Source organism: Streptomyces griseus subsp. griseus (assembly GCF_003610995.1).
In the GTDB taxonomy this organism is placed as follows: Bacteria; Actinomycetota; Actinomycetes; order Streptomycetales; family Streptomycetaceae; genus Streptomyces.
Map to the genome: position 1 here is coordinate 2,874,273 of NZ_CP032543.1, position 25,103 is coordinate 2,899,375.

25 protein-coding genes are annotated in these 25,103 nt (G+C 72.7%); 12 read left to right on the forward strand and 13 right to left on the reverse strand.

All coding sequences use genetic code 11. From position 1 onward, the window contains the following. The 5 genes from D6270_RS13035 to D6270_RS13055 all read right to left on the reverse strand — a co-directional run bounded on the left by D6270_RS13035 (position 1) and on the right by D6270_RS13055 (position 4,652). On the reverse strand, positions 1-921 hold the full coding sequence (locus D6270_RS13035) for a 4-(cytidine 5'-diphospho)-2-C-methyl-D-erythritol kinase (RefSeq protein ID WP_109165247.1): 921 nt from the start codon (positions 919-921) through the stop codon (positions 1-3). Beyond that, positions 918-1,793: a 16S rRNA (adenine(1518)-N(6)/adenine(1519)-N(6))-dimethyltransferase RsmA gene (gene rsmA, locus D6270_RS13040; protein ID WP_109165246.1), complete on the reverse strand. Its 876-nt coding sequence runs from the start codon at positions 1,791-1,793 to the stop codon at positions 918-920. The genes D6270_RS13035 and rsmA overlap by 4 nt, the downstream gene beginning before the upstream one ends. After that, on the reverse strand, positions 1,790-3,142 hold the full coding sequence (locus D6270_RS13045) for a resuscitation-promoting factor (RefSeq protein WP_391040334.1): 1,353 nt from the start codon (positions 3,140-3,142) through the stop codon (positions 1,790-1,792). Before D6270_RS13045 ends, rsmA begins: the two co-directional genes overlap by 4 nt. 184 nt (positions 3,143-3,326) lie before the next feature. Beyond that, a complete protein-coding gene (locus tag D6270_RS13050; RefSeq protein ID WP_109165245.1) occupies positions 3,327-4,193 on the reverse strand; it encodes a TatD family hydrolase in 867 nt (288 codons plus the stop codon). Between the two features lie 102 nt (positions 4,194-4,295). Further along, complete coding sequence (locus tag D6270_RS13055) at positions 4,296-4,652, reverse strand: hypothetical protein (protein WP_109165244.1); 357 nt, start codon at positions 4,650-4,652, stop codon at positions 4,296-4,298. Positions 4,653-5,140: 488 nt separating this feature from the next. On the opposite strand from D6270_RS13055, the gene D6270_RS33005 reads away from it, so the two are divergent. Genes D6270_RS33005 through D6270_RS13075 form a run of 5 tightly spaced genes read left to right on the forward strand, consistent with a single transcriptional unit; the run spans position 5,141 to position 9,125 of the window. Continuing rightward, the gene (locus D6270_RS33005; protein WP_093685815.1) at positions 5,141-5,317 is read left to right on the forward strand and encodes a hypothetical protein; all 177 of its coding nucleotides are present in this window, start codon (positions 5,141-5,143) and stop codon (positions 5,315-5,317) included. 10 nt (positions 5,318-5,327) lie between these two features. After that, positions 5,328-6,071: a hypothetical protein gene (locus D6270_RS13060; RefSeq protein WP_109165243.1), complete on the forward strand. Its 744-nt coding sequence runs from the start codon at positions 5,328-5,330 to the stop codon at positions 6,069-6,071. Beyond that, on the forward strand, positions 6,068-7,138 hold the full coding sequence (locus D6270_RS13065; protein ID WP_109165242.1) for a DUF6895 family protein: 1,071 nt from the start codon (positions 6,068-6,070) through the stop codon (positions 7,136-7,138). Before D6270_RS13060 ends, D6270_RS13065 begins: the two co-directional genes overlap by 4 nt. Beyond that, positions 7,135-8,067 (forward strand): DUF6895 family protein, encoded by a 933-nt coding sequence (locus tag D6270_RS13070; protein ID WP_109165241.1) that lies wholly within the window; start codon positions 7,135-7,137, stop codon positions 8,065-8,067. Before D6270_RS13065 ends, D6270_RS13070 begins: the two co-directional genes overlap by 4 nt. Continuing rightward, a complete protein-coding gene (locus D6270_RS13075) occupies positions 8,064-9,125 on the forward strand; it encodes a serine hydrolase domain-containing protein (protein ID WP_109165240.1) in 1,062 nt (353 codons plus the stop codon). Before D6270_RS13070 ends, D6270_RS13075 begins: the two co-directional genes overlap by 4 nt. 140 nt (positions 9,126-9,265) lie before the next feature. Here D6270_RS13075 and rsmI read toward each other — a convergent pair whose 3' ends face one another. Further along, positions 9,266-10,168: a 16S rRNA (cytidine(1402)-2'-O)-methyltransferase gene (rsmI, locus tag D6270_RS13080; protein WP_204117124.1), complete on the reverse strand. Its 903-nt coding sequence runs from the start codon at positions 10,166-10,168 to the stop codon at positions 9,266-9,268. A gap of 53 nt (positions 10,169-10,221) precedes the next feature. On the opposite strand from rsmI, the gene D6270_RS13085 reads away from it, so the two are divergent. Together D6270_RS13085 and D6270_RS13090 are read left to right on the forward strand one after the other, a co-directional pair. Next, positions 10,222-11,988, forward strand: coding sequence for a dolichyl-phosphate-mannose--protein mannosyltransferase (locus tag D6270_RS13085; RefSeq protein ID WP_109165238.1), 1,767 nt, complete (start codon positions 10,222-10,224; stop codon positions 11,986-11,988). 296 nt (positions 11,989-12,284) lie between these two features. Continuing rightward, positions 12,285-13,703: a Cys-Gln thioester bond-forming surface protein gene (locus D6270_RS13090; RefSeq protein WP_225976834.1), complete on the forward strand. Its 1,419-nt coding sequence runs from the start codon at positions 12,285-12,287 to the stop codon at positions 13,701-13,703. 219 nt (positions 13,704-13,922) lie between these two features. Here D6270_RS13090 and D6270_RS13095 read toward each other — a convergent pair whose 3' ends face one another. Next, entirely contained in the window at positions 13,923-14,078 is a 156-nt protein-coding gene (locus D6270_RS13095) for a hypothetical protein (RefSeq protein ID WP_109165237.1), read from the reverse strand. Positions 14,079-14,612: 534 nt separating this feature from the next. Here D6270_RS13095 and D6270_RS13100 point away from each other — a divergent pair. From D6270_RS13100 to D6270_RS13130, 5 genes are all read left to right on the forward strand, one after another. Then, positions 14,613-16,253, forward strand: a complete 1,641-nt coding sequence (locus tag D6270_RS13100) for a penicillin-binding transpeptidase domain-containing protein (RefSeq protein WP_109165236.1) — start codon at positions 14,613-14,615, stop codon at positions 16,251-16,253. Positions 16,254-16,500: 247 nt separating this feature from the next. Next, the gene (locus D6270_RS13110; RefSeq protein ID WP_109165235.1) at positions 16,501-17,034 is read left to right on the forward strand and encodes a YbaK/EbsC family protein; all 534 of its coding nucleotides are present in this window, start codon (positions 16,501-16,503) and stop codon (positions 17,032-17,034) included. After that, positions 17,031-17,882: an EamA family transporter gene (locus tag D6270_RS13115; RefSeq protein WP_109165234.1), complete on the forward strand. Its 852-nt coding sequence runs from the start codon at positions 17,031-17,033 to the stop codon at positions 17,880-17,882. Before D6270_RS13110 ends, D6270_RS13115 begins: the two co-directional genes overlap by 4 nt. Positions 17,883-18,044: 162 nt before the next feature. Beyond that, the gene (locus D6270_RS13120; protein WP_158650505.1) at positions 18,045-18,809 is read left to right on the forward strand and encodes a hypothetical protein; all 765 of its coding nucleotides are present in this window, start codon (positions 18,045-18,047) and stop codon (positions 18,807-18,809) included. Between the two features lie 409 nt (positions 18,810-19,218). Next, a complete protein-coding gene (locus tag D6270_RS13130) occupies positions 19,219-19,680 on the forward strand; it encodes a GNAT family N-acetyltransferase (protein ID WP_109165232.1) in 462 nt (153 codons plus the stop codon). 120 nt (positions 19,681-19,800) lie between these two features. On the opposite strand, the gene D6270_RS13135 is transcribed toward D6270_RS13130, so the two are convergent. The 6 genes from D6270_RS13135 to D6270_RS13160 all read right to left on the reverse strand — a co-directional run bounded on the left by D6270_RS13135 (position 19,801) and on the right by D6270_RS13160 (position 25,071). After that, positions 19,801-20,280 carry a GNAT family N-acetyltransferase gene (locus tag D6270_RS13135; protein WP_109165231.1) on the reverse strand — a complete coding sequence of 160 codons (480 nt, stop codon included), beginning with the start codon at positions 20,278-20,280 and terminating at the stop codon, positions 19,801-19,803. A 61-nt stretch (positions 20,281-20,341) separates the two neighbouring features. After that, entirely contained in the window at positions 20,342-21,127 is a 786-nt protein-coding gene (locus D6270_RS13140) for an SDR family NAD(P)-dependent oxidoreductase (protein ID WP_109165230.1), read from the reverse strand. After that, on the reverse strand, positions 21,124-22,290 hold the full coding sequence (locus D6270_RS13145) for a serine hydrolase domain-containing protein (protein ID WP_109167466.1): 1,167 nt from the start codon (positions 22,288-22,290) through the stop codon (positions 21,124-21,126). The genes D6270_RS13140 and D6270_RS13145 overlap by 4 nt, the downstream gene beginning before the upstream one ends. Before the next feature lie 133 nt (positions 22,291-22,423). Then, positions 22,424-23,212 carry an energy-coupling factor ABC transporter ATP-binding protein gene (locus tag D6270_RS13150; protein ID WP_109165229.1) on the reverse strand — a complete coding sequence of 263 codons (789 nt, stop codon included), beginning with the start codon at positions 23,210-23,212 and terminating at the stop codon, positions 22,424-22,426. Further along, positions 23,200-23,961, reverse strand: a complete 762-nt coding sequence (gene cbiQ / locus D6270_RS13155; RefSeq protein WP_109165228.1) for a cobalt ECF transporter T component CbiQ — start codon at positions 23,959-23,961, stop codon at positions 23,200-23,202. The genes D6270_RS13150 and cbiQ overlap by 13 nt, the downstream gene beginning before the upstream one ends. A 51-nt stretch (positions 23,962-24,012) precedes the next feature. Continuing rightward, the gene (locus D6270_RS13160; RefSeq protein ID WP_109165227.1) at positions 24,013-25,071 is read right to left on the reverse strand and encodes an energy-coupling factor ABC transporter permease; all 1,059 of its coding nucleotides are present in this window, start codon (positions 25,069-25,071) and stop codon (positions 24,013-24,015) included. Positions 25,072-25,103: the final 32 nt, after the last annotated feature.

Genomic DNA, 25,103 nt, shown 5'->3' on the forward strand with positions numbered 1-25,103 from the left:
TCACAAGGACGCCGTCACCACACGCGCGCCAGGTGCGGGGGCCGGCGCCACCCGCGCGTTCCGGCAGGTCCCGGACGCCAGGAGCGCGTCGGCCACCTTGTGGGCCGCCGCCTCGTCCGCCACCAGGAACGCCGTCGTCGGCCCCGACCCGGAGACCAGGGCGGCCAGCGCCCCCGCCCCGGTGCCGGCCGCCAGGGTGTCGGCGAGGGAGGGGCGCAGGGAGAGCGCGGCGGGCTGGAGGTCGTTGCTCAGGGCCGCCGCGAGTGCGCCGGAACCGCCGGAGCGCAGGGCCGCCAGCAGCGCGGGCGAGGCGGTCGGCTCGGGGACGTCCGCCCCGGCCGTGAGCCGGTCGAACTCCCCGTACACCGCAGGCGTGGACAGCCCCCCGTCCGCCACCGCGAAGACCCAGTGGAAGTCCCCGCCCACCTCGATCGGGGTCAGCTTCTCACCGCGTCCGGTGCCGAGCGCGGCCCCGCCCACCAGGCTGAACGGCACATCGCTGCCCAGCTCGGCGCAGATGGCGAGCAGCTCGTCCCGGCTCGCGCCGGTCCCCCACAGGGCGTCGCAGGCGACCAGGGCGGCCGCCCCGTCGGCGCTGCCGCCCGCCATGCCGCCCGCGACCGGGATGTCCTTGGCGATGTGGAGGTGGACGGCGGGTTCGATGCCGTACCGCTCGGCCAGCGCGAGGGCGGCCCGGGCGGCGAGGTTCGTCCGGTCCAGAGGCACCTGGGCGGCGTCCGGGCCCGAGCAGGTGATGCGCAGCTCGTCGGCGGGGGTGGCGGTGACCTCGTCATACAGGCCGACGGCGAGGAAGACGTTGGCCAGGTCGTGGAAGCCGTCGGGGCGGGCGGCGCCCACGGCGAGCTGGACGTTGACCTTGGCGGGGACGCGGACGGTGACGCCCGTACGGACCGTGCTCACAGGGACGGCACCTCCGGCTTGTGCTCCGCGATCGCCGCGAACTCCTCCACCGTCAGCGCTTCCCCGCGCGCCTGCGGCGAGACCCCGGCGGCGACCAGCGCGGCCTCGGCTGCGGGCGCGGAGCCGGCCCAGCCGGACAGGGCCGCGCGCAGGGTCTTACGGCGCTGGGCGAAGGCCGCGTCCACGACCGCGAAGACCTCGGCGCGGCTCGCGGTGGTGGCGATGGGCTCCGTGCGGCGGACGAGCGAGACGAGGCCGGAGTCGACGTTCGGGGCGGGCCAGAAGACGTTGCGGCCGATGGACCCGGCGCGCTTGACCTCCGCGTACCAGTTGGCCTTCACCGACGGCACACCGTAGACCTTGTTGCCCGGGCGGGCGGCCAGCCGGTCGGCGACCTCGGCCTGGACCATGACGAGGGTCCGCTCGATGCTGGGGAAGCGCTCCAGCATGGTGAGCAGGACGGGGACCGCCACGTTGTACGGGAGATTGGCGACGAGCGCGGTGGGCGCGGGGCCGGGCAGCTCGGTGACCAGCATCGCGTCGGAGTGGACCAGGGCGAACCGCTCGGCGCGCTCCGGCAGCCGGGCCTGGACCGTGGCGGGCAGCGCGGCCGCGAGCACATCGTCGATCTCGACCGCGATCACCCGGTCCGCCGCCTCCAGCAGCGCCAGGGTCAGCGAGCCGAGCCCGGGGCCGACCTCGACGACGGTGTCGTCCGGGCGGACCTCGGCGGTGCGCACGATACGGCGGACCGTGTTGGCGTCGATGACGAAGTTCTGACCGCGCTGCTTGGTCGGGCGTACGCCCAGCTTCGCTGCCAGGTCGCGGATGTCTGCGGGGCCCAGGAGGGCGTCGGGCTCTGTGCTGCTCACCCGGTAAGCCTACGGCCGCAGTGCGGCCACGGACTCGCCCCCCGCTGCACGTAGAGCTTCTTCGCCCGGTACGTCTGCTCGGCGGCGGGCGCGTCCTGGGGCCGCCCGCCGCCGCCGAGGGACTGCCAGGTCTCTGTGTCGAACTGGTAGAGCCCGCCGTACGTCCCGCTCGGGTCCACCGCCCCCGCCCGCCCGCCGGACTCGCAGGCGGCGAGCGCGGACCAGTTCAGCCCGTCCGCCCCGGCGACGGAGGCGGGCCGCTGCCGGGTGCCGGTGCGCACGACGCGGCTGACCGGCCGGTGGACCAGTTCCTCCCCGGTCCTGCGGGGCTTCTGCCGTACGCCGTTGACGGTCCGGACGGCGTACGTGACCCGGCGCACGCCGTTGCGCCCGGCCCGCTCCACGAGTTCGGTGCCCCGGAACAGCTCGGGGTCCTCGCTCCGTTCGACGGCGTACGGGACGCTCTCCTCGTGCACCTCGTGGCTGTCGGTGATCCGCAGGACGGAGACGGTCTGGCCGTCGCGCGGGAAGCTTCCGGGGCCGACCGAGGTGGTGTCCTGGCCGTGCAGGGTGATGCCCGCCTGGGCGAGGGCCTCGTGGACGGTGGCGGCGTTGGTGCGCACGGTGCGCTCCTGGCCGTCGGCCATGAAGGTCACGGTGCGTTCGGTGCGGACGGTGAGGGTGAGGCCGGTGCGGGCGATCCGGGCGGAGCGGGAGGCGGAGAGGTACGCCCCTTCGGCGCGGACCCCGAACGCGCGCAGGGCCCCGTCCACGGTGTCGGCGGTCGTCCAGACCCGGCGGTGGTGGCCGTCGAGGGTGAGGTCGACGGGGCGGCCGTAGCGGACGGTGACCTCGTCGCCGTGGGTCAGGTCGGTGCCGGGGGCCGGGGAGACGCGGTCGTGGGCGCCGAGGGTGACTCCCTCGTCCGCCAGGAGTCCGGTGACGTCGTCGGCGAAGGTGTGCAGGGTGCGGGGCGTGCCGTCGACGTCCAGCCGGACGGCCTTGTCGTGGGCGACGAACGCGGTGGTGCCCCCGGCCAGGAAGGCGACGACGAGGGCCTGCGGGACGAGGCGGCGGAGGGTGTCGGGGTTCGCCGCGAACGGGTTTCCGGTGAACGGCACTCTCGCGAACGTACGGCGGCGTCTGGCGGCCCGCCGGGTGTCGGCGCGGGTGGGCTGGGGGCCGGGCACCACGGGCGGCGGTCCGGCGAGCGGGGTGTCGGCCACGGTCGGAGCGTGGACGCCCGGCGCCGCGAGGCCTTCCACGAGGGCGCCGTCGGCCACGGTCAGCCGCTGGTGGAACGGGTCGGGGAAGGCCTGTCGGAAGGTGCCGGGCAAGGAGACCGGCACCGGAGCGGGGGCGGCGGCGCCAGTGCCGTACGCCGTCGGCCGCGCGCCGCCCGGTGACTGCCCTGCGAAGTGCTCACGCCGCTCCCGAAGATCCGCCTGCTGCCGCCCCGTCGTGCGCGGGGACGATAGCGGAGCGCTGGTCACTCTCCAAAGCGACACGGCTACGCAGCGTGCGCTTCCGGGTTCAGAAGTCGAACGCGCGTGCCGTGTTGTCGTAGACCGCGGCGGCCAGCGTGTCCTCGTCCAGCCCCTTCACCTCGGCCATGGCGCGGAGCGTGACGGGGATGAGGTAGGGGGCGTTGGGCCGTCCGCGGTACGGGGCGGGGGTGAGGAAAGGCGCGTCCGTCTCGACGAGGACCAGCTCGGTGGGGGCGACGGCGAGGGCGTCGCGCAGCGGCTGGGCGTTCTTGAAGGTCACGTTGCCGGCGAAGGACATGAAGTACCCGGCCCGCGCGCAGATCTCGGCCATCTCGGCGTCGCCCGAGTAGCAGTGGAACACGGTCCGCTCGGGCGCCCCCGCGTCCGCCAGGACCCGCAGCACGTCCGCGTGCGCGTCCCGGTCGTGGATGACCAGGGCCTTGCCGTGCCGCTTGGCGATCTCGATGTGGGCCCGGAAGGACTCCTCCTGGGCGGCGGTGCCCTCGGGGCCGGTACGGAAGAAGTCCAGGCCCGTCTCGCCGACCCCGCGCACCTGGCCGAGCGCGGCCAGCGCGTCGATCTCGGCGAGCGCGTCGTCCAGCGCCGCCTTGCCGCCGGGCTCGCGGGCCCCCTGCCGCGCGGTGCCCTCCGGGTCGCCGTGCACGATGCGCGGGGCCTCGTTCGGGTGCAGTGCGACCGAGGCGTGGACGGCCGGGTGGGCGGCGGCGGTCTCGGCGGCCCAGCGGGAGCCGGCCACGTCGCACCCCACCTGGACCACCGTCGTGACGTTCACCGCGGCGGCCCGGGCGAGGGCCTCCTCGACGGTGGCGTCCTGCATGTCCAGGTGGGTGTGGGAGTCGGCGACCGGGACCCGGAGGGGGTCGGGCAGCGGCGGGGCTTCGGTACGGCTCATGCGGACGACTCTACGAGGGCCCGGTGCACCGGCGTACGAGGACGGGGTCCTCACGCGGGGAGGCGCGACGCCGGTGGGCCGGGCCCGGTCACATCGCCCTCGTCACCTGCGGTGGAACGGGTGCAGCAGGTCCGAGAGGCGCCAGTGGCGGTCGGCGGAGCGGGCGGCCGGGACCTTCTCGGCGTCCTCCTTCGCGCGCCGCGAGGTGTGCAGGGACTGTTGCGCACCGGCCACCCGGCCGGACCGCATGATGCGCACCACGTGCCCGCCGCAGTTGGTGCAGGTGGGCGTGGAGAGCGGGGACGGCACACGCTGGCCGTCGGCCGTGTAGACGACGAACTCATGGCCTTCGCCGTCCACGTGGTGCTCTATCTCGTAGGACTGCTCCCAGCCGTACCCGCACCGCATGCAGGCGAAGGCGTAGGCCTCGTGGACGGTGGTCGCTGCGATCTCGCTCATACCCGCTCCTCTTGTCCGCCGGTCAGGCACTCCGGGGAAGGCCGTCCCGCCCGAGGGTTTCGGTCAGGTGGCCCGTCCCTTCCAGTGGACACCCGCACCCGGACCGACGCACCAGGTCAGAGGCGATATTGATGCGTTCTTGGCTTCCTTTGGGCGCCCTTTGCCGCCGCATGGCCGACGACAGGACAGGCCGTGACCGCGGGAGCAGACAACCGGTGACCGACGCTCCACCGAGCGCCCCCGAACGCGCCCGCAACCCCAGGTCAATGCGCCCGCGCACCACCCCCACGCACCCCCGATAATTCCCCGAATTCCCGGCCTTCCCTCACCCATTCGCCGATGAATTCATCATTCAATTGAATCCCCTATTACCACGGATGTCCAGCCCCGATTTGCGGCGCCCGCATTCCTCCCTTTCACTCGATATGTACGTCAAGCGTGACTCGGTACGTACACCAACCCGATTTCCCACAGGATGGGGAGCACCCATGTACACCACGGACACCACTGCCACCGAAATCGAGACCGACCTCGACGCGGCGCTCAACCCGGGCGAGATCGACGGCGTCTACCGCGACTCCCGCGAGTGCGCCTACCTCGCGCTTCTCGCCGGCGGCGGCGCCCTGCTGCTTTCGCCTCCGACCCCGCGCCCGAAGAAGGGCTGAACGTCGGAACATGGACCAGACACATGCTGCGTCCCCGCTGGCGGGTGCCGTGCATGACCTGGCAACTGAGGTGGTCCTCGCTCTTCGGAGCGGGGACCACCTCGCCACGGTGTGCGGCGCGGCGGGAATCGACGAGGAGAACAGGACCGGAATCGCGGCCGCGCGGGTCATCGGTGCCGATCTGCTGCTGCCCAGCGTTCTGTACGGCCGTCATCCGCATCCCGGGGATGTCGCCGTACTCGACCGGGCGGTACGGGAATTCCCGCCCAAGCCCGATGCTCCGGCCGCGACGGCCTGGAGCCACTGGCACATGATCTCCACCCTCCAGCGCGTGGCCCGGCCTGCGGGCGAGACGGGCGCGACCGGAGCGGCGGGCACGACGGGGGCCACCGCACCCACCGGGACGTACGCGGAGCCCGACGCCGCCTGGCTGGAGCAGGCGCCCTGGCAGTCCTTCACCCACCAGCTCTCGGTGCTCGCCCCCCTCGCCGTACCGGCCGCCCCCTCGGCCGTGCAGCGAGCGGCGGCGACGCGGGCGGTCGACCTCTCGCGCGGCTTCGTCCGGGCGGTGCGGCGGCGCGACTGGCTCCAGGCGGCGGGCGCGGGCCGCTGGCTCGCGGCGATCGGCGGCGAACCGGCCACCCTGGGCCTGGAGCGCGGCCTGGACTTCGTGGAGCTGATGGGCGGCCTCGACCCCCGCGTCACCCTGCACATCCGGGCCGCCCGGCTGATGGCCGAGGCGAGGGCACGATGACGACGACCGCGACGCAGGGGCCCCAGGGACACCCGGACCCCGCCGACCGCCGCGGTGCCGGGCCTCGCCCGGCCGCCCCGGCGCACCCCGGTCCGGCCCCACGGGAGCACGCCTCCCCCGGCGCCGCGCTCGCCGTCCTCCCGCACGTCCTGCGCACCGCGCTCGCCTGGACCGACGCGCACCGGGCGGAGTTCGGGCTCCCCGACGACGTCCTGGACCCCCGCACCCAGGTCAACGCCACGCTCAAACCCCTCGGCGAACTGGCCCAGCTCTGCTCCACGGTCCGCACCGCCACCGCCCCCGGCACCCCGGAGCACGAGGTGGCCGGGGCCCTGGTCACGTACGCCTGGCAGGAGGTCTCCCAAGGTCAGCTCCTCCTGGAGCTGCTCCGCGCGGAGCCCTTCGCGGCGTACCCGTACGAGATCTACGCGGCCTTCGCCGGGTACGGGCTGCGCCACGAGGGGTTCGAGGCCCTGGCCCGGCCGCTCACCGCCACCCGCGCCTGGGCCCACACCGAGCAGCACGCCAACCGCCAGCTCGGGCTGATCAACTCCGAGCGGCGGGTGGGTGTGGTGACCCACACGGACGCGGGCGCGGTCCTGTCCCGGACCTGGCTGGGCGGGCTCTCGGAGCCGTGGATGTTCGAGGGCCCGTCCGGCTACGCGCTGACCCACACCGTCTTCCACCTCACCGACTGGGGCCGGATGCCCGACCGGGTGCCGGAGAAGACGGACGCGTACCTGCGGACCTGGCTGCCCGCGTGGGCCGACGGCTGTCTGGAGAGCGGCCAGTGGGACCTCACGGGCGAGCTGCTCGCGGTGGCCGCCTCACTGCCGGGCCCGGCGCCCGTGGAGCTGCTGGACGCGGTCTGGCCGGTGCTGGCCGATGTCCAGCACGCGACGGGCTGCGTCCCGGAGACCGGCGTACCGGTCCGCGAGGACGCGCCGGACCCGTACCCCTTCATCGACTGCTACCACTCCACCCTCGTCACGGCCTTCGCGGCGGCTCTGTCGCTGAGGTCGCTGACGGACGAGGTCACGCCCGGCCGGGAAAGGCACACCCCATGAGCAGCAGCGGCATCCAGCAGATCCATGACGTCGGGGCGAAGGCCCTGGGCTGGTTGTACGAGCACCGCGAAGGGTTCCGGCTGGAGTCCGACCCGTCCCCGGAGGCGGGGATGCTGGACCGGTTCAAGCCGCTGGGCGAGCTGGCGCTGATCGGGAAGGTCATCTTCCGCGAGGGTGTGGCGGGTTCGCGGCAGTCCGCACTCGCGCACAAGCTCCTGGACCACGCCTGGCACGAGCTGCTGGGCTCGGGTGCGCGGCTGCTGGAGGGCCAGCGGCGCGAACCGCTCTCACCGGTGCCGCTGGAGGTCTACGTACCGTTCCGGGAGCTGGGCTACCGGCAGCCGGAGCTGGAGTCGGCGATCCGCCTCAACCACCGCCTCGCCAGCTGGGCGGCGCTGGAGGTGCTGCCGGTACGGCGGCTGGGGCTGAGCGCGATCGAGCGGCGGTTCGGGGTGGAGCCGAGCGTTCCGGAGACGGCGGCGCTGGCGCACACCTGGCTGGCGCGGCGGCCCGAACCGTGGACGGCCGAGGGCCACATCGGTTACGACATCACGCACACGGTCTTCCACCTCACCGACTGGGGCGAGAGGCCGGCCGGACTGCCGGCCGACCTCGCGGAGTACCTGGAGCTGTGGCTGCCGGCCTGGCTGGACGACTGGCTGGACCTGAAGCGCTGGGACCTGCTGGGCGAGCTGCTGGTGGTCGACGCCTGCCTGCCGTCCCCGACCCTGGACGCGGCGGCCTGGGCGGGCTTCGCGCAGGCGCAGCAGCCGGACGGGGCGATGCCGGTGGTGGGCGGGATGCCGGAGGGGGACGAGGCGTCGGTGTTCGACCTGGTCTACCACCCGACGCTGGTGGCCGCGTTCGCCTCGGCGCTGGCGATGAGCCGCGCCCTGTCCGACCTGAGCGCGGAACCGGCCCCGGCATGACGGACCTCTCCGTACCTCCTGTGGACGCCCCGGCTTCGCCGGCCACCGCACGCCTTCTCGCCGAGGCGGCGGGGCGGATCGACGCCCCGGACGTGGTGCTCGCGATGAGCCGGACCGGAGTCCGTACGGTCCACACGGGCGGCAGCGCGGAGCCGGGCCCGATCCCTCGCGAGCGCCTGCACCACGAACTGGGCTCGGCGTCGAAGCCGTTCGCGGGGCTGCTGCTGGCCCGGCTGGTGGCGCAGGGGAGGGTGCGGTACGAGGACCGGGCGGCGGACCTGCTGGCCCCGGGCCTCCCGGTGCACCCGGCGGTGCGCCGGATCACCCTGCGCCATCTGCTCACCCACACCTCGGGGCTGCCGGGCCTGCCCGCCGACTTCTACCCGCAGGCGGTGCCGCGCTGGTCGAGCGACCCGTACGGCAACTATCCGGCGGACCGGGTGGTGCGGGCCTTCCTCCGCGCCCGCCCGCGCCACCGCCCCGGCACCCGCTGGCACTACTCGAACTTCGCGGTCTCCGTCCTCGGCCACACGCTGGCCGCCGCCACCGGCACCCCGTGGGAGGTGCTGCTGCACCAGCAGGTCCTGGCCCCGCTGGGCCTGGAGGCCACGCTGCTGCGCCCGGGCCCGGACGGCACCGACGCGACGGGCCACCGCCGCGACGGAACCCCGCTGCCGGCGCTGGACACGGGAGGCTTCACGGCGGCGGGGGCGCTGCGCTCGTCACCGCTGGACCTGCTGACGTTCCTGGAGGCGCATGTGGGCGGCGCCACGGGCTCCCCGACGGACCCTTCACTGGCGACCGCGCTCACCGAGGTGACCCGCCCGGTGCTCCGGCGGGGCTGGCGCCACACGCACACCCACACGCTGACGTGGTTCCAGCACCCGACCCCGTACGGCCCGGTCCTCTTCCACGCGGGAGCGACCCTCGGCCAGCAGGCCTTCCTCGGGTTCCGCCCCGGGACGAGCCTGGCGGTGGCGGCGACGGCGACGAGGCGGGTGCACCGGGCGGACACGTTCGTGGCGACGGCGTACGGGCTGCTGACGGAAACGCGTTGACCGCTGGGGCTGACGCGTGACGTAGAGGGCTCACCGCGTGATCTGACGCGGAGGGTTCACGCGTGACCCGACGTGGACGGCTCACGCGTGAGCTGGTCAGGCTCCCGCGTGAGCTACTGAGGTTCGCGCGTGATGTACGCCTACGGCTTGGGAGCCTTCCCCGCGTCCTTCTCGGTGTCCTTCTCGGCGTTCTTGGCGGCCACCACCGCGTCGAACACCTCCCGCTTGGGCACCCCGGCAGCGGCGGCGACGGCGGCGATGGCCTCCTTGCGCCGCTCCCCCGCCTCCTCGCGCACGCGCACGCGCCGTACGAGCTCCTCGGCGTCCAGCCCCTCGTCGCCGGAGTCGGTGGCCCCCTCGACGACGACGGTGATCTCCCCGCGTACACCGTCGGCGGCCCACACGGCCAGCTCACCGAGCGGGCCGCGCTTGACCTCCTCGTACGTCTTGGTCAGCTCACGGCAGACGGCGGCGCGCCGCTCGGCGCCGAAGACCTCGGCCATGGCGGCAAGGGTGTCGTCGAGTCGGTGCGGAGCTTCGAAGAAGACCATGGTGCGCCGCTCGTCGGCGTTCTCACGGAGCTTGGAGAGCCGTTCACCCGCCTTGCGCGGCAGGAACCCCTCGAAGCAGAAACGGTCGACGGGCAGCCCCGAGAGGGCAAGGGCGGTCAGCACCGCGCTCGGCCCCGGCACGGCGGTGACACGGATGTCGCGCTCCACGGCGGCGGCGACGAGCCGGTATCCCGGGTCGGAGACGGACGGCATCCCCGCGTCCGTCACGAGGAGCACCCGGGCTCCACCGACGAGAGCCTCCACCAGCTCAGGGGTACGGGCGGACTCGTTCCCCTCGAAGTAGGAGACGACACGCCCCGAGGTGTGGATGCCGAGCGCCTGGGTGAGCCGGCGCAGCCGCCGGGTGTCCTCGGCGGCGACGACGTCGGCCCGCTCCAGTTCGGCGGCCAGGCGTGGCGGGGCGTCCGCCACGTCACCGATGGGGGTCCCTGCGAGCACGAGCGTTCCAGTCGTTCCAGTCACATCAGCCATCCTCGCAGCACGCGCCGCACCCTTCGCACAGATGCGTTCCCTACGATGGCGCGGTGACCAGTACCGCACCCGAGACCCAGCGGGGCCAAGACGCCGGGGACCCGCTCGGCGAACAGCCGACCTCCTGGCAACGGCGGCTGCGCCGCTTCGGCCATGTCCCGCGCCCGGAGACCTCTCTCCGCGACCGGCTGGACCCGCCGTACACCCGGCCGGGACGGCAGGTGTGGTCGGTGCTCGCGATCCCGCCGCACGTCGCGGACCGCCTGGTGCGCTGGTCGGGATGGGGCGGCCCGCTTCTGGTCACCCTGGTCGCGGGCCTGCTCCGCTTCTGGAAGCTGGACCAGCCCCACGCGGTGATATTCGACGAGACGTATTACGCGAAGGACGCGTGGGCGCTGGTCAATCAGGGGTACGAGGGTTCGTGGCCCAAGGACGTCGACAAGCAGATCCTCAACGACCCCTCCTCCGTGCCGATCCCGACCGACCCCGGCTATGTGGTGCACCCGCCGGTGGGCAAGTGGATCATCGGCTTCGGTGAGCAGCTCTTCGGCTTCACGCCGTTCGGCTGGCGGTTCATGGTGGCGGTGCTCGGCACGCTCTCCGTCCTGCTCCTCTGCCGGATCGGCCGGCGGCTGTTCCGGTCGACGTTCCTGGGCTGCCTGGCGGGGCTGCTGCTCGCGGTGGACGGCCTGCACTTCGTGATGAGCCGGACCGCGCTGCTGGACCTGATCGTGATGTTCTTCGTGCTGGCGGCGTTCGGCTGCCTGGTGGTGGACCGCGATCGGGCCCGGCAACGGCTGGCGGCCGCACTGCCGGTGGACGAGGACGGGGTGCTGCGCCCGGACGCCCGGATCGCGGAAACCCTGCGCCTGGGGCTGCGGCCGTGGCGGCTGACGGCGGGCGTGATGCTGGGCCTGGCGTTCGCGACGAAGTGGAACGGCCTTTACGTACTGGCCGCGTTCGGCCTGATGACGGTCTTGTGGGACGTAGGAGCGCGCCGCACGGCAGGCGCGGCGAAGCCGTACCCGGCGGTCCTGCGCCGGGATTTGCTCCCCGCCTTCGTCTCCACGGTCCCGGTCGCGATCGTCACGTACCTCGTCTCCTGGACCGGCTGGATCGTCACGGACAAGGGCTACTACCGCAACTGGGCGGCCACGGAAGGCAAGGGCTCGTCCTGGAGCTGGCTCCCGGACTGGCTGCGGAGCCTGTGGCACTACGAGACCCAGGTGTACGACTTCCACGTCGGCCTCACCTCGGGCCACACCTACGAGTCGAACCCGTGGAGCTGGCTGGTGCTCGGCCGCCCCGTCTCGTACTTCTACGAGGAGCAGACGGGCTGCGCGGCGTCCTCGACCGGCAAGTGCGCCGCCGAGGTCCTGGCCATCGGCACCCCGCTGCTCTGGTGGCTGGCGTGCTTCGCCCTCGCGTACGTGGTGTGGCGCTGGCTCTTCCGCCGCGACTGGCGGGCCGGCGCGATCGCGTGCGGCGTGGCGGCGGGCTGGCTGCCCTGGTTCTTCTACCAGGAGCGCACGATCTTCCTGTTCTACGCGGTGGTGTTCGTCCCGTTCCTCTGTCTGGCGGTCACGATGATGCTGGGCGCGATCGTGGGCCCGGCAGCGGGCAGGGGCACCCGGGCGGAGCTGGGCCTGAGGGCCAACGACCCGACAGGAGAACGCCGTCGCACGCTGGGCGCGATCGCGGCAGGCGTGCTGGTGCTCCTGATCATCTGGAACTTCATCTACTTCTGGCCGCTCTACACCGGGACGTCGATCCCGGAGGACCTGTGGCGGGACCGGATGTGGCTGGACACCTGGGTGTAGCCGGGCGATCCAGCGGAGGTGCCCAGCCCGCGCACCGGAGGTAACGATTCCGATTCGGAAGGTTCAAAAGGTGCCAGCGATGGGCATCAGACGACCCCCTCTTCATACTATCTCCACGTGCTCACAGGGCACTTGAGACTGTGTTCGCGACTCTCCCACCACGTATCTCGTGTGGCGCATCTGACGCGCCTTAAGGATGAGCCGCACCGGAGGGGACTTCTGTGTTGACAACCTTTTCCGCTTCCGCGACCCGGCGGGGTACCGCCGGCCGCCGGATAGCCACAACGGCTGCCACGGTGGGCCTGTTGGTCCTGGGCTCGCTGGCCGGGGCCGGCAGCGCCTCGGCCGATGGTGACGACGTCCACCACCAGGGTGGCGCGGTTGCCACTCTGGACGGGCTGAAGACGTTCGACTCGGCTCGCATCCACACCGGGGACGGCAAGACCAAGAGCGTCTCCGCGGGCCTGTTCGAGATGAACGTCCAGGGTGGTGGCCGACTGCAGACGTACTGCATCGACATCCACAACCCGACCCAGAACAAGGCGAAGTATCTCGAAACCCCCTGGGGCCAGACCTCCCTCGGCACCAACGAGGACGCCGGAAAGATCCTCTGGATCCTCCGGAACTCCTACCCGCAGGCCGGCGACCTGAACGCGCTCGCCCAGAAGTCGGGTGCCGGGCAGTTGTCCCCGAAGACGGCCGCCGCCGGTACCCAGGTCGCCATCTGGCGGTTCTCGGACGGGGCGAAGGTCGAGGCGAAGAACGCGCAGGCCGAGAAGCTCGCGGACTGGCTCGAGGCACAGGCTCAGAACCTCCAGGAGCCGAAGACCTCGCTGACGCTGGGCCCGAACGCCGTGTCCGGCAAGTCGGGCGAGAAGCTCGGCCCGGTGACCGTGCACACCGACGCCGACAAGGTCTCCGTCGCCGCCGACGCCGGCATCGCCGCAGGCGTCAAGGTGACCGACAAGGACGGCCAGCCCGTCACGTCGGCCGTCAACGGCACCGAGCTGTACTTCGACGTGCCCGCGGGCACCGCCGACGGCACCGCGTCGCTCTCGGCCAAGACCACCACACAGGTCCCGGTCGGCCGGGCCTTCGCGAGCGCCAGCAAGAGCCAGACGCAGATCCTCGCCGGCTCCACCGAGTCCACGGTCACCGCGACCGCGACCGCGAACTGGGCCAAGAAGGGCGCCATCCCCTCGGTCACCGCGGAGAAGAACTGCACCGCGGGCGGCATCGACGTCACGGTCAGCAACGCCGGTGACTCCGACTTCACCTTCGAGCTGGCCGGTGCCGAGCACACGGTCGCCGGTGGCGACAGCAAGACCGTGACCGTCCCGGTCGGCGAGGACGAGGCGTACGACATCACCGTCACCGGTCCGAACGGCTTCTCGGAGCGTTTCCAGGGCGTCCTGGACTGCGAGACCCAGGGCACCCCGCCCCCCGGGACGAGCGGTGGTGGCGAGACCCCGCCGTCCACCCCGAGCCCCAGCCCGTCCGATGACACGGCCGGCGGCACCACGGGCGACACGACCGGGGGCACCTCCGGTGAGACCACCGGGGGCACCACCGGTGGCACGACCGGCGGCGGTGACCTCGCGGTGACCGGTAGCTCCAGCGCCACACCGATGATCGCGGGTGTCGCGGTGGCCCTCGTCGCCGCGGGCGGCGCGGCGATGTTCTTCCTGCGCAGGAAGAAGGCCGCGGGTCAGTGACTCGCACGGACGAGTAGGTGACCGACGGACGGGCCCGGCACGCGGAAAGCGCGCCGGGCCCGTCTCGCGTCACAGGGGGCTGCCGCAGGTAATACGCAGAAGCTCCCGAAGCGCGGGCGGGCCGCGACGAAAATTCGTCGCGGCCCGCCCGCATGCGCAGGTGTCTGCCGGTTCGGCAGAATTCCCGGCTTCCTCCGACCCCGAAGGTCAACTCCGGGGTTAGAAGAAGTGCTTGCGTCCACCGACCGCGCGGCCGGTCGCACCCAGGATCCACAGGATGACGCCCACGACGATGAGAATGCCGCCGATCGTCGTCAGCAGGCCCATGCCAACAAGCAGGCCGATAATAAGCAGAAGAAGTCCAAGGAGGATCATTTTCAGTTCCCATCGTCAAGTCCGGTTTTCAGGCGCTTGCGCGCCTGCACTTCACAACGGCCACAGTTCGCCCCACCGGTATGTCCCGGCTCCGAATGGTCGCCAGGACCTCGTTGCGTTGGTCCTAGTGCCCGGCAATTCCCCGTTCACTCACCACGACGAAAATTTGTTCCCCGGCCGCCCGTGAGCCCTTATCGATCAGGCCGGACCCCCCGGGCTCATGCCCAGGTCACAGGCCCCTGCCGCCCGCCGCTGCCGGGCCAGGAGGACCGCCGCCCCGGCCGCCAGGATCAGGAACAGGGGAGGCCGCGCGGCCGGTCGCCCACAGGTCCCGGTGTCGGCACGGCGGGACGGCCCGGCTGCCTGCTCTCGGCAGCGGAGGTCCGGGTTGCGCGGACCTGCCCGGAGAGCGCTCCAGCCGAGCGTTCCGGTCCGGTAACGACACCCTCACCGGGGGCGACAACCCCTTAGGGTTCCTCACAGTTGCCCCTTGAACGCGTTCAAGGGGCACTCCTGGGGAGGGGGACTGCACAGATGCGCAGTGGAGCGAAGGTCGCCGCGGTCGGCGGAGTGTTCGTCCTCGTGGCCGGCGGGGTCGGCTACGGGGCCTACAGCGTGCTCGGGAACGGCGCGGACGGCGGCACGGTCGCCTCGCAGAACGCGACGCCCGAGGTGAGGACAGGGCCGCCCAGCGCGGAGGAGATAACCGAGACGTCGAAGTCCTTCTTCGACGCCTGGGCGGCGGGCGATGCCGCCGGCGCGGCCCTCCTCACCAACAACGAGGCCGACGCGGAGCCCGTACTCGCCTCGTACGGCGCGGCCGCCCACATCGGCAAGGTGAAGATCACCCCGGGTCCGGCCGTCGGCACGACGGTGCCCTACACCGTCAAGGCCACCGTCTCCTACGACGGGAAATCCAAGCCCCTGTCGTACGCCTCCGAGCTCACCGTCGTCCGTGGGCTGACGACCGGGAAGGCCCTGGTCGACTGGGAACCCACCGTCATACACCCCCGGTTGACCGAGGGCGCGACGCTGAAGACCGGTGAGTCGTCGACGGCGGCCATCGAGACCGTCGACCGCGACGGCACCGTACTCACCAAGGAGGAGTACCCCTCCCTGGGTACGATCCTGGACACCCTGCGCCAGAAGTACGGGGAATCCGCCGGCGGTTCGCCCGGCGTCGAGACCTGGATCGACCCCGCCGAGGACGGGCGGGCCGACATCAGCCTGCTGACCCTCACCAAGGGCAAGCCCGGCAAGGTACGGACGACACTCGACGCCGGCGTCCAGGCCGCGGCCGAGCAGGCGGTGAAGCGGTTCGCCGAGTCCTCGGTGGCGGCGGTCCAGCCGTCCACGGGCGCGATCCTCGCCATCGCCAACAACCGCGAGGACGGCTACAACGCGGCCATGAGCGGCCAGTTGGCCCCCGGCTCCACGATGAAGATCGTGACAGCGGCGATGATCATCCAGAACGGTCTCGGCAGCATGAACTCCGCGGTGGAGTGCCCGGCCACCGTCGATTGGGCGGGGGTGACCTTCCACAACCTCAAGGACTTCTCCATCGGCAACGCCACACTGCGGGAGGCATTCGCGCAGTCCTGCAACAGCACCTTCATCAAGCCGGTCAAACCGCTCGGTGACCGGGCCGGATCGGCCCTCGGCCAGGAGGCCCGTGACTACTTCGGCCTCGGCCAGGACAACTGGCAGACCGGTGTGCCCTCCTTCGACGGCAGCGTCCCGGAGTCCTCGGGGACCGAGACCGCGGCCTCGTACATCGGGCAGGGCAAGGTGCTGATGAGCCCACTGAACATGGCTTCGGTGACCGCCACGGTGAAGAACGGCGGCTTCAAGCAGCCGTATCTGATCGCCCGCGAGCTGGACAACCGGCCCTTCGCCGGTGCCCGTCCGCTCCCGGCCGGGGTGGCCGAGCAACTGCGGCAGATGATGCGCTACACCGCGACCAGCCCCACCGGCACCGGCACCAAGTCCATGGCGGGCGTCGGCGGCGACAAGGGCGCCAAGACCGGTTCGGCGGAGGTCGACGGGCAGACGTCGAACAGCTGGTTCACCGGCTTCAGCAACGACCTCGCGGCGGCGGCAGTCGTCCAGTCCGGCGGCCACGGCGGCGACGCGGCGGGCCCGCTGGTGGCGGAGGTGCTGCGCGCGGGCCGCTGAGGTCCTGGCGGAGGTCTCAGAGGCCGTCCGACGTCGACGGGGCCACCATGGACGGCCCGGGCCACCCGGCTCGCCGCCGTCCGGGCGGGGCGACCGACGTCGGCGTACGCGATCCGCACACGGTCCGGGCACGAGTTGCCCGTCCGTACGGAGATGCCGAGGCGCTGCGCGACCAGCGCCCGCCGCCCGCCACCCGCCACCCGGAACCCGCTCGCATGCATACTGCACCGACCGCTAGCGTGCAGCCATGAGCAGCCCATCCGAAACCCCCGAAACCCCCGTGCCGTCTCCGACCGCCGCACCCGCCTCGCACGCCCACCCCCGCTTCGCCGAGGCACTGGCCGAGCTGGGCCTCCAGGTCGAGGTACGCCGCTTCCCCGACGCGACCCGTACGGCGGCCGAGGCCGCTGCGGCGGTCGGCTGCGCGCTGAGCGAGATCGTCAAGTCCCTGGTCTTCACGGCGGACGGCGTCCCGGTCCTGGTCCTGATGGACGGGTCGTCCCGGGTGGACGTGGAGCTGGTACGCCGCGAACTCGGCGCGCAGAAGGTGGCACGGGCAAACGCGGACCTGGTCCGGGAGACGACCGGGTACGCGATCGGCGGCGTACCCCCCTTCGGCCACGCGACCCGGACCCGGGTCCTGGCGGACCGCCGCCTGCTGGACCACCCCGTGGTGTGGGCGGCGGCCGGCACCCCGCACACGGTCTTCCCCCTCGACCCCAAGACGCTGATCGCCCACGCGGGCGCGACGGTTGCGGATGTGCGCGAGCCCGCCAAGTGACCCCGCTGGTCGCCCTCGCGGTCCTCGTCGCCGCGATAACGCACGCCAGCTGGAACGCCATCGCCCACGCCATCAAGGACCAGCTGCTCTCCTTCACGCTGATCTCCGGCGGTGGCCTGCTGATCGGCGTGGCGATGGCCCTGTTCGCCCCGCTGCCGGCGGCGGGCGCGTGGCCGTACCTCGGCGCTTCGGCCGTGCTGCACGTGGCGTACATGATGCTGCTGATGCGGTCGTTCACCCTAGGCGACTTCGGCCAGATGTACCCGATCGCCCGGGGTACGGCCCCGCTCGTGGTGACGGTCCTGGCGGCGGTCTTCGTCGGCGAGCGCCCGGACGCCTGGGCGACGGCGGGCGTGGCGGTCGCCTCGGCCGGGCTGGTCGGCCTGGCGCTCTGGGGCATCCGGGGCTCCGGCAAGCGCCCGCACTGGCCCGCGATCGTGGCGGCCCTCGGCACGGGCCTGGCCATCGCCGGGTACACGACGGTCGACGGCGTCGGGGTCCGCGCCTCCGGCACACCGCTCGGTTACGTCGCCTGGCTGATGATCCTGGAGGGCCTGGCGATCCCGGCGTACGCGTACTACCGCCGTCGCGCCGAACTCACCGCCCAGCTGAGGCCGTTCGCGGTGCGGGGCCTGCTCGGCGCGGCCCTGTCGGTCGTCGCGTACGGGCTGGTCCTCTGGGCCCAGACCAGGGCCCCGCTCGCCCCGATCGCGGCCCTGCGGGAGTCGTCGATCATCGTGGGCGCGGCGATCGGCACGCTGTTCTTCAAGGAGCGCTTCGGGGCGCCGAGGATCGCTGCGGCGGGGCTGATGGTGGTGGGCATCGGGCTGATGCTGCACACGAGTTGACCCGAGGAGACGCACCGGACCGTCGACGGCGCGGGATGCGGGAGGGTGGCCCGATGTCTCATCGTGATGTTGCGGCCTACAACCCTGGATGGCCCCCGGCTGTCTTTCAGGCGCCGGAGGGATGGCCTCCGGCGCTTCTGCGTACGGAGAATCGGGGATCGGGTGGGGAAGCAGGTCTGGAGAGCCGTCGTGGCCGGTGGTGCGGCGGCGGTGTTCACGGCTGTGGCCACGGTGCCGGCAGGGGCCGTCGAGGGCGGTGCCTCGTTCAGCCGTGTCCAGGTGAACGGCGGCAAGCCGGTCGTGATCGGGACGTCGAAGGAGGTCGCGATACCGGCCTCCTTCCGGGTCACGACCACGCGCGAGTGGAAGTGGGCCCCCCTGGTGTACCTCTACCGCAAGAACGCGGACGACAAGCTGTGGCACGACATCGGGTCGAGCGACTGCCCCCTGCGGACCGGCCCCTGCGACATCCAGGAAACGCTGTACTTCGACCCGAGCCTGTCGTTGCTGCGCAACAGTGAGGCCGGGGCCTGGAAGGTCGCGGGCGAGGTGTACTTCAAGGACGGAAGCAAAGACGTCGACGCCACAGGGCTGACGGTCCACGTCAAGCGCAACTCCCGCCTCACCGTCGACGCCGCGCCCGAGCCGGTGGCCAAGGGCAAGCCCCTCACCGTGACCGGCAAGGTCACCCGGGCCAACTGGGAGACCAGGAAGTACGCCTCCTACGGCGGCCGCCACGTAAGCCTTCAGTTCAAGCCCGCCGGAGCCACCTCCTACACCACGGTGAAGAAGGTGTACGCCAACAGCTCGGGCACCCTCAAGACGACCGTCAAGGCGTCCAAGACGGGTACATGGCGCTGGGCGTACTACGGCAACACCACCACCGGGGCGTCCACGTCGTCCGGGGACCACGTCGTGGTGAAGTGACGCCCGCCGTGCCGGCCTGACGCGGCACGGAAGTCGGGGCCCTGGCCGCCCGCTTCCCCGAGGGCGAGAAACTCATCGCCGCCGCCCTAAGCGAGTTGGCAGCCCACGGCTACCTGCAACGGGCCCGCACCCGTCTCCCGAACGGCCGGATCGTCACCCGCACGGCCTTCTGCAACCAGCCTGCGGCACTGTTACGCCCCCGAGGCGCGACGGCCCCCGCCGCCCCGCAGACCCCGCCACCGCCCCCGCCCGCCCACGCATCGCCGTCCCCCCTTCCAGACCTGCGACGGCTGCGAACGCGGCTTCCGTGCCCCCACCCCCGGCCACTGCCGCGACTGCCGAACCCAACCCGCCCCCCACAGGCCGCCGCCTGAGCGGCTCGCGGTGCCCGCGACTACGCTCCCAGCCCATGACCACCACCACACGCAGCGAAGACGGGAACGGGAACAAGGGCAGCGACGGGTACGAGATCGACACCGACCCGGAACGCCTCGACGTCGGCCTCGTGCACCACTGGCTCTCCACCGACGCCTTCTGGGCGCTGGGCCGCAGCCGCGACACCGTGGAGCGGTCCATGCGCGGCTCGCTCAACTTCGGTGTCTACGGCCCCGATGGCGCCCAGGCCGCCTACGCCCGCGTGGTCACGGACCGGGCGACCTTCGCCTGGCTCTGCGATGTCTACGTGGCACCCGAACACCGCGGCCGGGGCCTCGGCGTACGACTGGCGACCGCCGTCCGCGACCACCTCGCCCCGTACGAGCTGAAGCGGACCATCCTCGCCACCCTGGACGCCCACGAGCTGTACGCGAAGGTCGGGTTCGTGCCCGTACCCGATCCGGAGCGGCTGATGATCCTGCGGTCCGAGCGGTAGACGGACCCGCCGTACGCCACCGGTGCCTGCCGCCGGGCGGGTCGTCGGTGGGCGATGCCCTGGATCAGCTCCCCGGCCCCTGGCGCGGAAGGCCGAACGCGGCGGGGCCGCCCCTCGCTCTCACCCCGCCCCCGCCCACTCCGCCACCACCTCCCCGTCCTCCTCCACCCCCGTCAGCCGGAAGCCGAGCCGTGCGTAGAGGTGGGCGGCGGCCTCGTTGGACGGGGTGTAGGAGAGGCGGACCGGTGGGTGGCCCTCCCGGTCCGAGAGCCAGGTCGTCAGGGTGCGTACGGCGGCTGCGCCGATGCCCCGGCCCTGGTGGGAGGCGTCGATCAGCATGCCGCCCAGCCAGTGCGAGCCGTCCTCGTCCCGGGCCCACATGATGTGGCCGGTCACCTGGTCGCCGGCCAGGACCGCCAGGGAGTTCCAGGTGTCCTCGCGGGACGTCAGGACCAGGTAGCGGGCGGCCAGGGCCGGGACCCAGTCGCGCTGGTCGTCGCGCGGGGCGCAGTCGGCGACCGCCCGCCAGTTGTCCGCGTCCACCGCGTGGAGGGTGACGGGGCGGCCCGCCCTGTCGGTGTGGTCGTATGTGATGGACATGCGGGGAGGGTAGGGCGGTGCGTGGCGCCGGGCCAGGGGATTTCCGTCCCCGTCACGGGATCTACGGCTGGCTCATGGCCCGGCGGAAGCCCGTGTTCACCGCCAGGATCCCGCCGTCCACCCGCAGCGTCGTCCCCGTGACCCACGACGCGTCGGAGGAGGCGAGGAAGGCGACGGCGGATGCGATGTCCTCCGGGGTGCCGACCCGGCCGAGCGGGTAGAGCGCGGCGGCTCGTTCCAGCTCCGCGTCGCGGCCCGACCAGGCCGCCGTGCGGATCGTGCCGGGCGCCACCAGGTTGACCCGTACGCCGCGCGGCCCCGCATGGCCCGCCAGGGTGCGGGTCAGGCTCGTCAGGCCCGCCTTGGCCGCGCTGTACGCGTGGCCGCCGAAGTCCTGCTCGCCGTTGACCGAGCCGATGGTGACGATCGCCCCCCGGCCCGAGGCCACCAGGTGCGGCAGGGCGGCGCGGGCGCAGCGGAAGGGGCCGGAGAGGGTGATGTCCAGGTCGCGTTCCCAGGTCGCGTCCGGCTCGTCCTCGAAGAGCTCGGCGTCATCACTCGCCGCGTACGCGTTGTTGACCAGGACGTCGAGGCCGCCGAAGGTCTCGACCGCGTACGCCACCGCCGCCTCCACCGCCGTCCGGTCCGCCACGTCGCAGGCCCGGGAGTCGGCCGTGAAGCCCGCCTCGCGTATCGCCGCCGCCGTGTCAAAGGCGCGCTTCGCGTCCAGGTCGGTGACGAGGACCTTGGCGCCTTCCGCCGCCAGGCGGTGGGCCGTTGCCGCGCCGATGCCCTGGCCGGCGGCGGTGATCAGGATGCTGTAGCCGTCGAAACGAAGTCGTGTCATAGCGCCGACCGTACTGCTCTGACCAGCGCCTGGGCACGGGGATCGGCGGTGACTCCCTTCTGCAGGCCGTTGGTGACGTAGCCCAGCGCGATGCCCGACTCCGGGTCGGCGAAGCCGAGCGAGCCGCCCCGGCCGGGGTGGCCGAACGAGCCCGGGCCCAGCAGCGGCGCCGCCGGGCCGTGCAGCATGTAGCCGAGGCCGAAGCGGGTGTTGACGACGAGGACGCGGTCGGGGCCCGCCGACTCCTCCGTGCGGGCCAGGGTGAGCGTGGCGGGGGCGAAGAGGCGGCGGTGGCCGTCGACCGGGCCGATCATCGCGGCGTAGCAGTGGGCCAGGCCCCGGGCCGTCGCGATGCCGCCCGAGGCGGGGAGTCCCGCCGTACGGTAGGCGGCGTCGTTCTCGTCGGGGAGCGGGTCGATCGCGCCGAAGGCACGGCGGGTGAGCGAGTCCGGGTCGCGGTAGGCCTCGACGACCGAGCGTTTGGGGCGTACGCGCAGGGCGCCGGAGGCGGCGGTGGACACCGGGGGCTCCACCGGACCGATGCGGCCGATGCGGTGGGCCTCCTCCGCCGGGAGTCCGAACCAGAAGTCCAGGCCGAGCGGGCGCGCGATCTCCTCCGCGATCCAGCGGCCGATGGTGCGGCCGGTGGCGCGGCGGACCAGTTCGCCGATGAGCCAGCTGTAGGTCTGCGCGTGGTAGCCGTGGTCGGTGCCCGGCTCCCACTCCGGGCGCTGCGCGGCGACGGCCGCGGGGCCGGTGACCCCGTCCACGGCCTCGGCCGGCGTGAGGGGGCGGTCCAGGGCGGGGACCCCGGCGCGGTGGGCCAGCAGGTCGCGGACCAGGACGCGTTCCTTGCCGTTCGCCTTGAACTCCGGCCAGTACGTGGAGACCGGGGCGTCCAGGTCCACCTGCCCGCGCTGGTGGAGCAGGAGGGGGACGGCGGCGGCGATGCCCTTGCCCGCCGAGCGCACGATCTGGACGGTGTCGACGGCCCACGGTTCGGTGCCGTCCACGTCCCTCGTACCGGCCCACAGGTCGACGACCTTGCGCCCGTCCCGGTAGACGGCGACGGCCGCACCGCGCTCGCCCCGCTGCTCGAAGTTGCGGACGAAGGCGTCCCGGACCGGTTCGAACCCGGGGGCCACCGTGCCCCGTACATCCACGCCCACGCCCACGCCTGTTGCTGTATCCGCCGATGTGCCCGCGCCCACGCCCTCGCTCATCCCTCCATGGTGCACGTCCCGGCGGGGTCCCCGGGGAGCGGGTCGCCCTCACCACCGCACTGTCACGATCTGTTTACGGGGACGGAACCGTGACCGACCTCGGGTCGAAGCCGAACGGCAGCTCCAGACGGTGCGCCCGCATCAACTCCTCGTCGCAGAGGAGGTGCTGCGTACGTCCGTCGGCGGCGATCACACCCTCGCTGAGGATCACCGCGCGCGGGCAGAGCTCCAGCGCGTACGGCAGGTCGTGTGTGACCATCAGCACCGTGACGTCCAACGAGCGCAGGATGTCGGCCAGTTCGCGGCGGGAGGCCGGGTCCAGGTTGGACGAGGGCTCGTCCAGCACCAGGATCTCCGGCTCCATGGCGAGGACGGTGGCCACGGCGACGCGGCGGCGCTGGCCGAAGGAGAGGTGGTGCGGCGGGCGGGCCACGTAATCCTCCATCCCCACCTGCCTCAGCGCCCGCAGGACCCGCTCCTCCAGCTCGGGGCCGCGCAGCCCCGCCGACGCGGGCCCGAACGCGACGTCCTCGCGGACCGTGGGCATGAACAGCTGGTCGTCCGGGTCCTGGAAGACGATGCCGACCCGGCGGCGGATCTCCGCGAGGTGCCGCTTGGCCACCGGGAGACCGGCGACGTGGACCGTGCCGGAGCCCGCCTCCAGGATGCCGTTGAGGTGGAGGACCAGCGTGGTCTTGCCCGCGCCGTTGGGGCCGAGGACCGCGACGCGCTCACCGCGCCCCACGGTCAGGTTCACCCCGAAGAGGGCCTGGTGGCCGTCGGGGTAGGCGTAGGCGAGGCCGCTGACGTCGAGGGACGGGGCGGGTCCCCGGGGTGCGGGAGAGGAAGTCACAGGGTCCATCCCAGCAGACAGACCGTGAGCGCGAGTACGGGGAGGGCCGCCGCGTACGCCCATTGCGTCCGGGTGGCCGTCACCTCGTCGATCACGGGCATCGTCCCGGCGTACCCCCGGCTGACCATGGCGAGGTGCACGCGCTCGCCCCGTTCGTACGAGCGGATGAAGAGGGCGCCCATCGAGGTGGCCAGGACGCCCCACTGCCGTACGCCGCGCGCCTCGAACCCCCGGGAGCGGCGGGCGATCGACATGCGCCGCATCTCGTCGGTGATGACGTCGCCGTACCGGATCATGAACGAGGCGATCTGGACCAGCAGCGGGGGCAGCCGCAGCCGTTGGAGGCCGAGCAGGACGGCGCGCAGCTCGGTGGTGGAGGCCAGGAGCACCGAGGCGGCGACGCCGAGGGTGGCCTTGGCCAGCACGTTCCAGGCGCCCCAGAGGCCGGGGACGCTGACCGAGACACCGAGGATCTCCGTCTGCTCGCCCGGCACCACGAACGGCATGAGCAGCGCGAACGCCACGAACGGCACCTCGATGACCAGCCGCTTCAGCAGGAAGCCGGCCGGGATGCGGGCCACCGCCGCGACGGCCGCCAGGAGCGCCGCGTACAGCGCGAAGGCCCACATCGCCTCGCGCGGGGTGGAGACGACCACGAGCACGAAGCCGAAGACGGCGGCCAGTTTGCAGTGCGGGGGCAGCCGGTGCACCGGGCTGTGTCCGTGCCGGTAGAGCTTGTGGGCGTGGCCCGCTCCCATGGTCAGACCTCTTCCCTGTCGGACCGCGCGGCCTGGAGGACCACTGCCCGGTCAGACGTTCTCGTGGTCGCGGGAGGTCTCGGTGGACTCCTCCTTGCGGCGGCGCACCACCCAGAAGACTCCTGTGCCCACGACCACCGTGGCGCTGACGCCGATCACCCCGGCGAGGCCGCCGGAGAGCCGGGCGTTCGCGATGTCGCCGACCCCGTAGTCCGCGAGCGGGGAGTCGGCGGCGCCGTGCTCCTGGACCTTCTCGTCGATGCCCTGGTCGGCGGCGACCCGTTCCAGGCCGTCGGGGTTGGCGGAGGCGTAGAAGGAGACGAACCCGGCGAGGACGAACGCCGAGACCAGGCCGGTGATCCAGAACCCGCGCGTGGACCGGTGCGCGGCGGCGGGCTCCGGTTCGCGCGTCGCGGCCGGGGCGTCGACCAACTCGCCGTCGACCCGCAGCTTGAGGGGCGCGGCCAGGCCCTGGACGCCGTGGACGAGGTCGGGACGCACGGCGAGGACGGCGCCGACGGTGAGCGCGGTGATGACGGCCTCGCCGATCCCGATCAGGATGTGTACGCCGACCATGGCCGTGAACACCTTGCCGATCGGGATGTCGGTGGTGCCGCCGATCCAGTAGAGCAGCGTGAACGCGGCGGCCGACACGGGCACGGAGACCAGCGCGGCGACGAACGCCGAGGCGGTCGCGGACCGGCGGGTGCGCGGCAGGAGGCCGGTGAGCAGGCGGAACAGCCCGTACGCGACGACGACGGTGACCACGCCCATGACGGTGATGTTCACGCCGAGCGCGGTGAGGCCGCCGTCCGCGAAGAAGATGCCCTGCATCAGCAGCACCACCGCCAGGCAGAGCACCGCCGTGTAGGGCCCGACGAGGATCGCGGCCAGCGCCCCTCCCATCAGGTGGCCGCTGGTACCGGCGGCCACCGGGAAGTTCAGCATCTGCACGGCGAAGATGAACGCGGCCACCAGACCGGCGAGCGGGGCGGTGCGCTCGTCCAGTTCACGGCGCGCGCCGCGCAGGCTGACGGCGACCGCGCCGGCGGCGACCACCCCGGCCGCCACGGAGACAGGTGCATCGATGAATCCATCGGGTACATGCATAGGGAGAGGCTCCGCTTCCTGCGGTTCCGCGC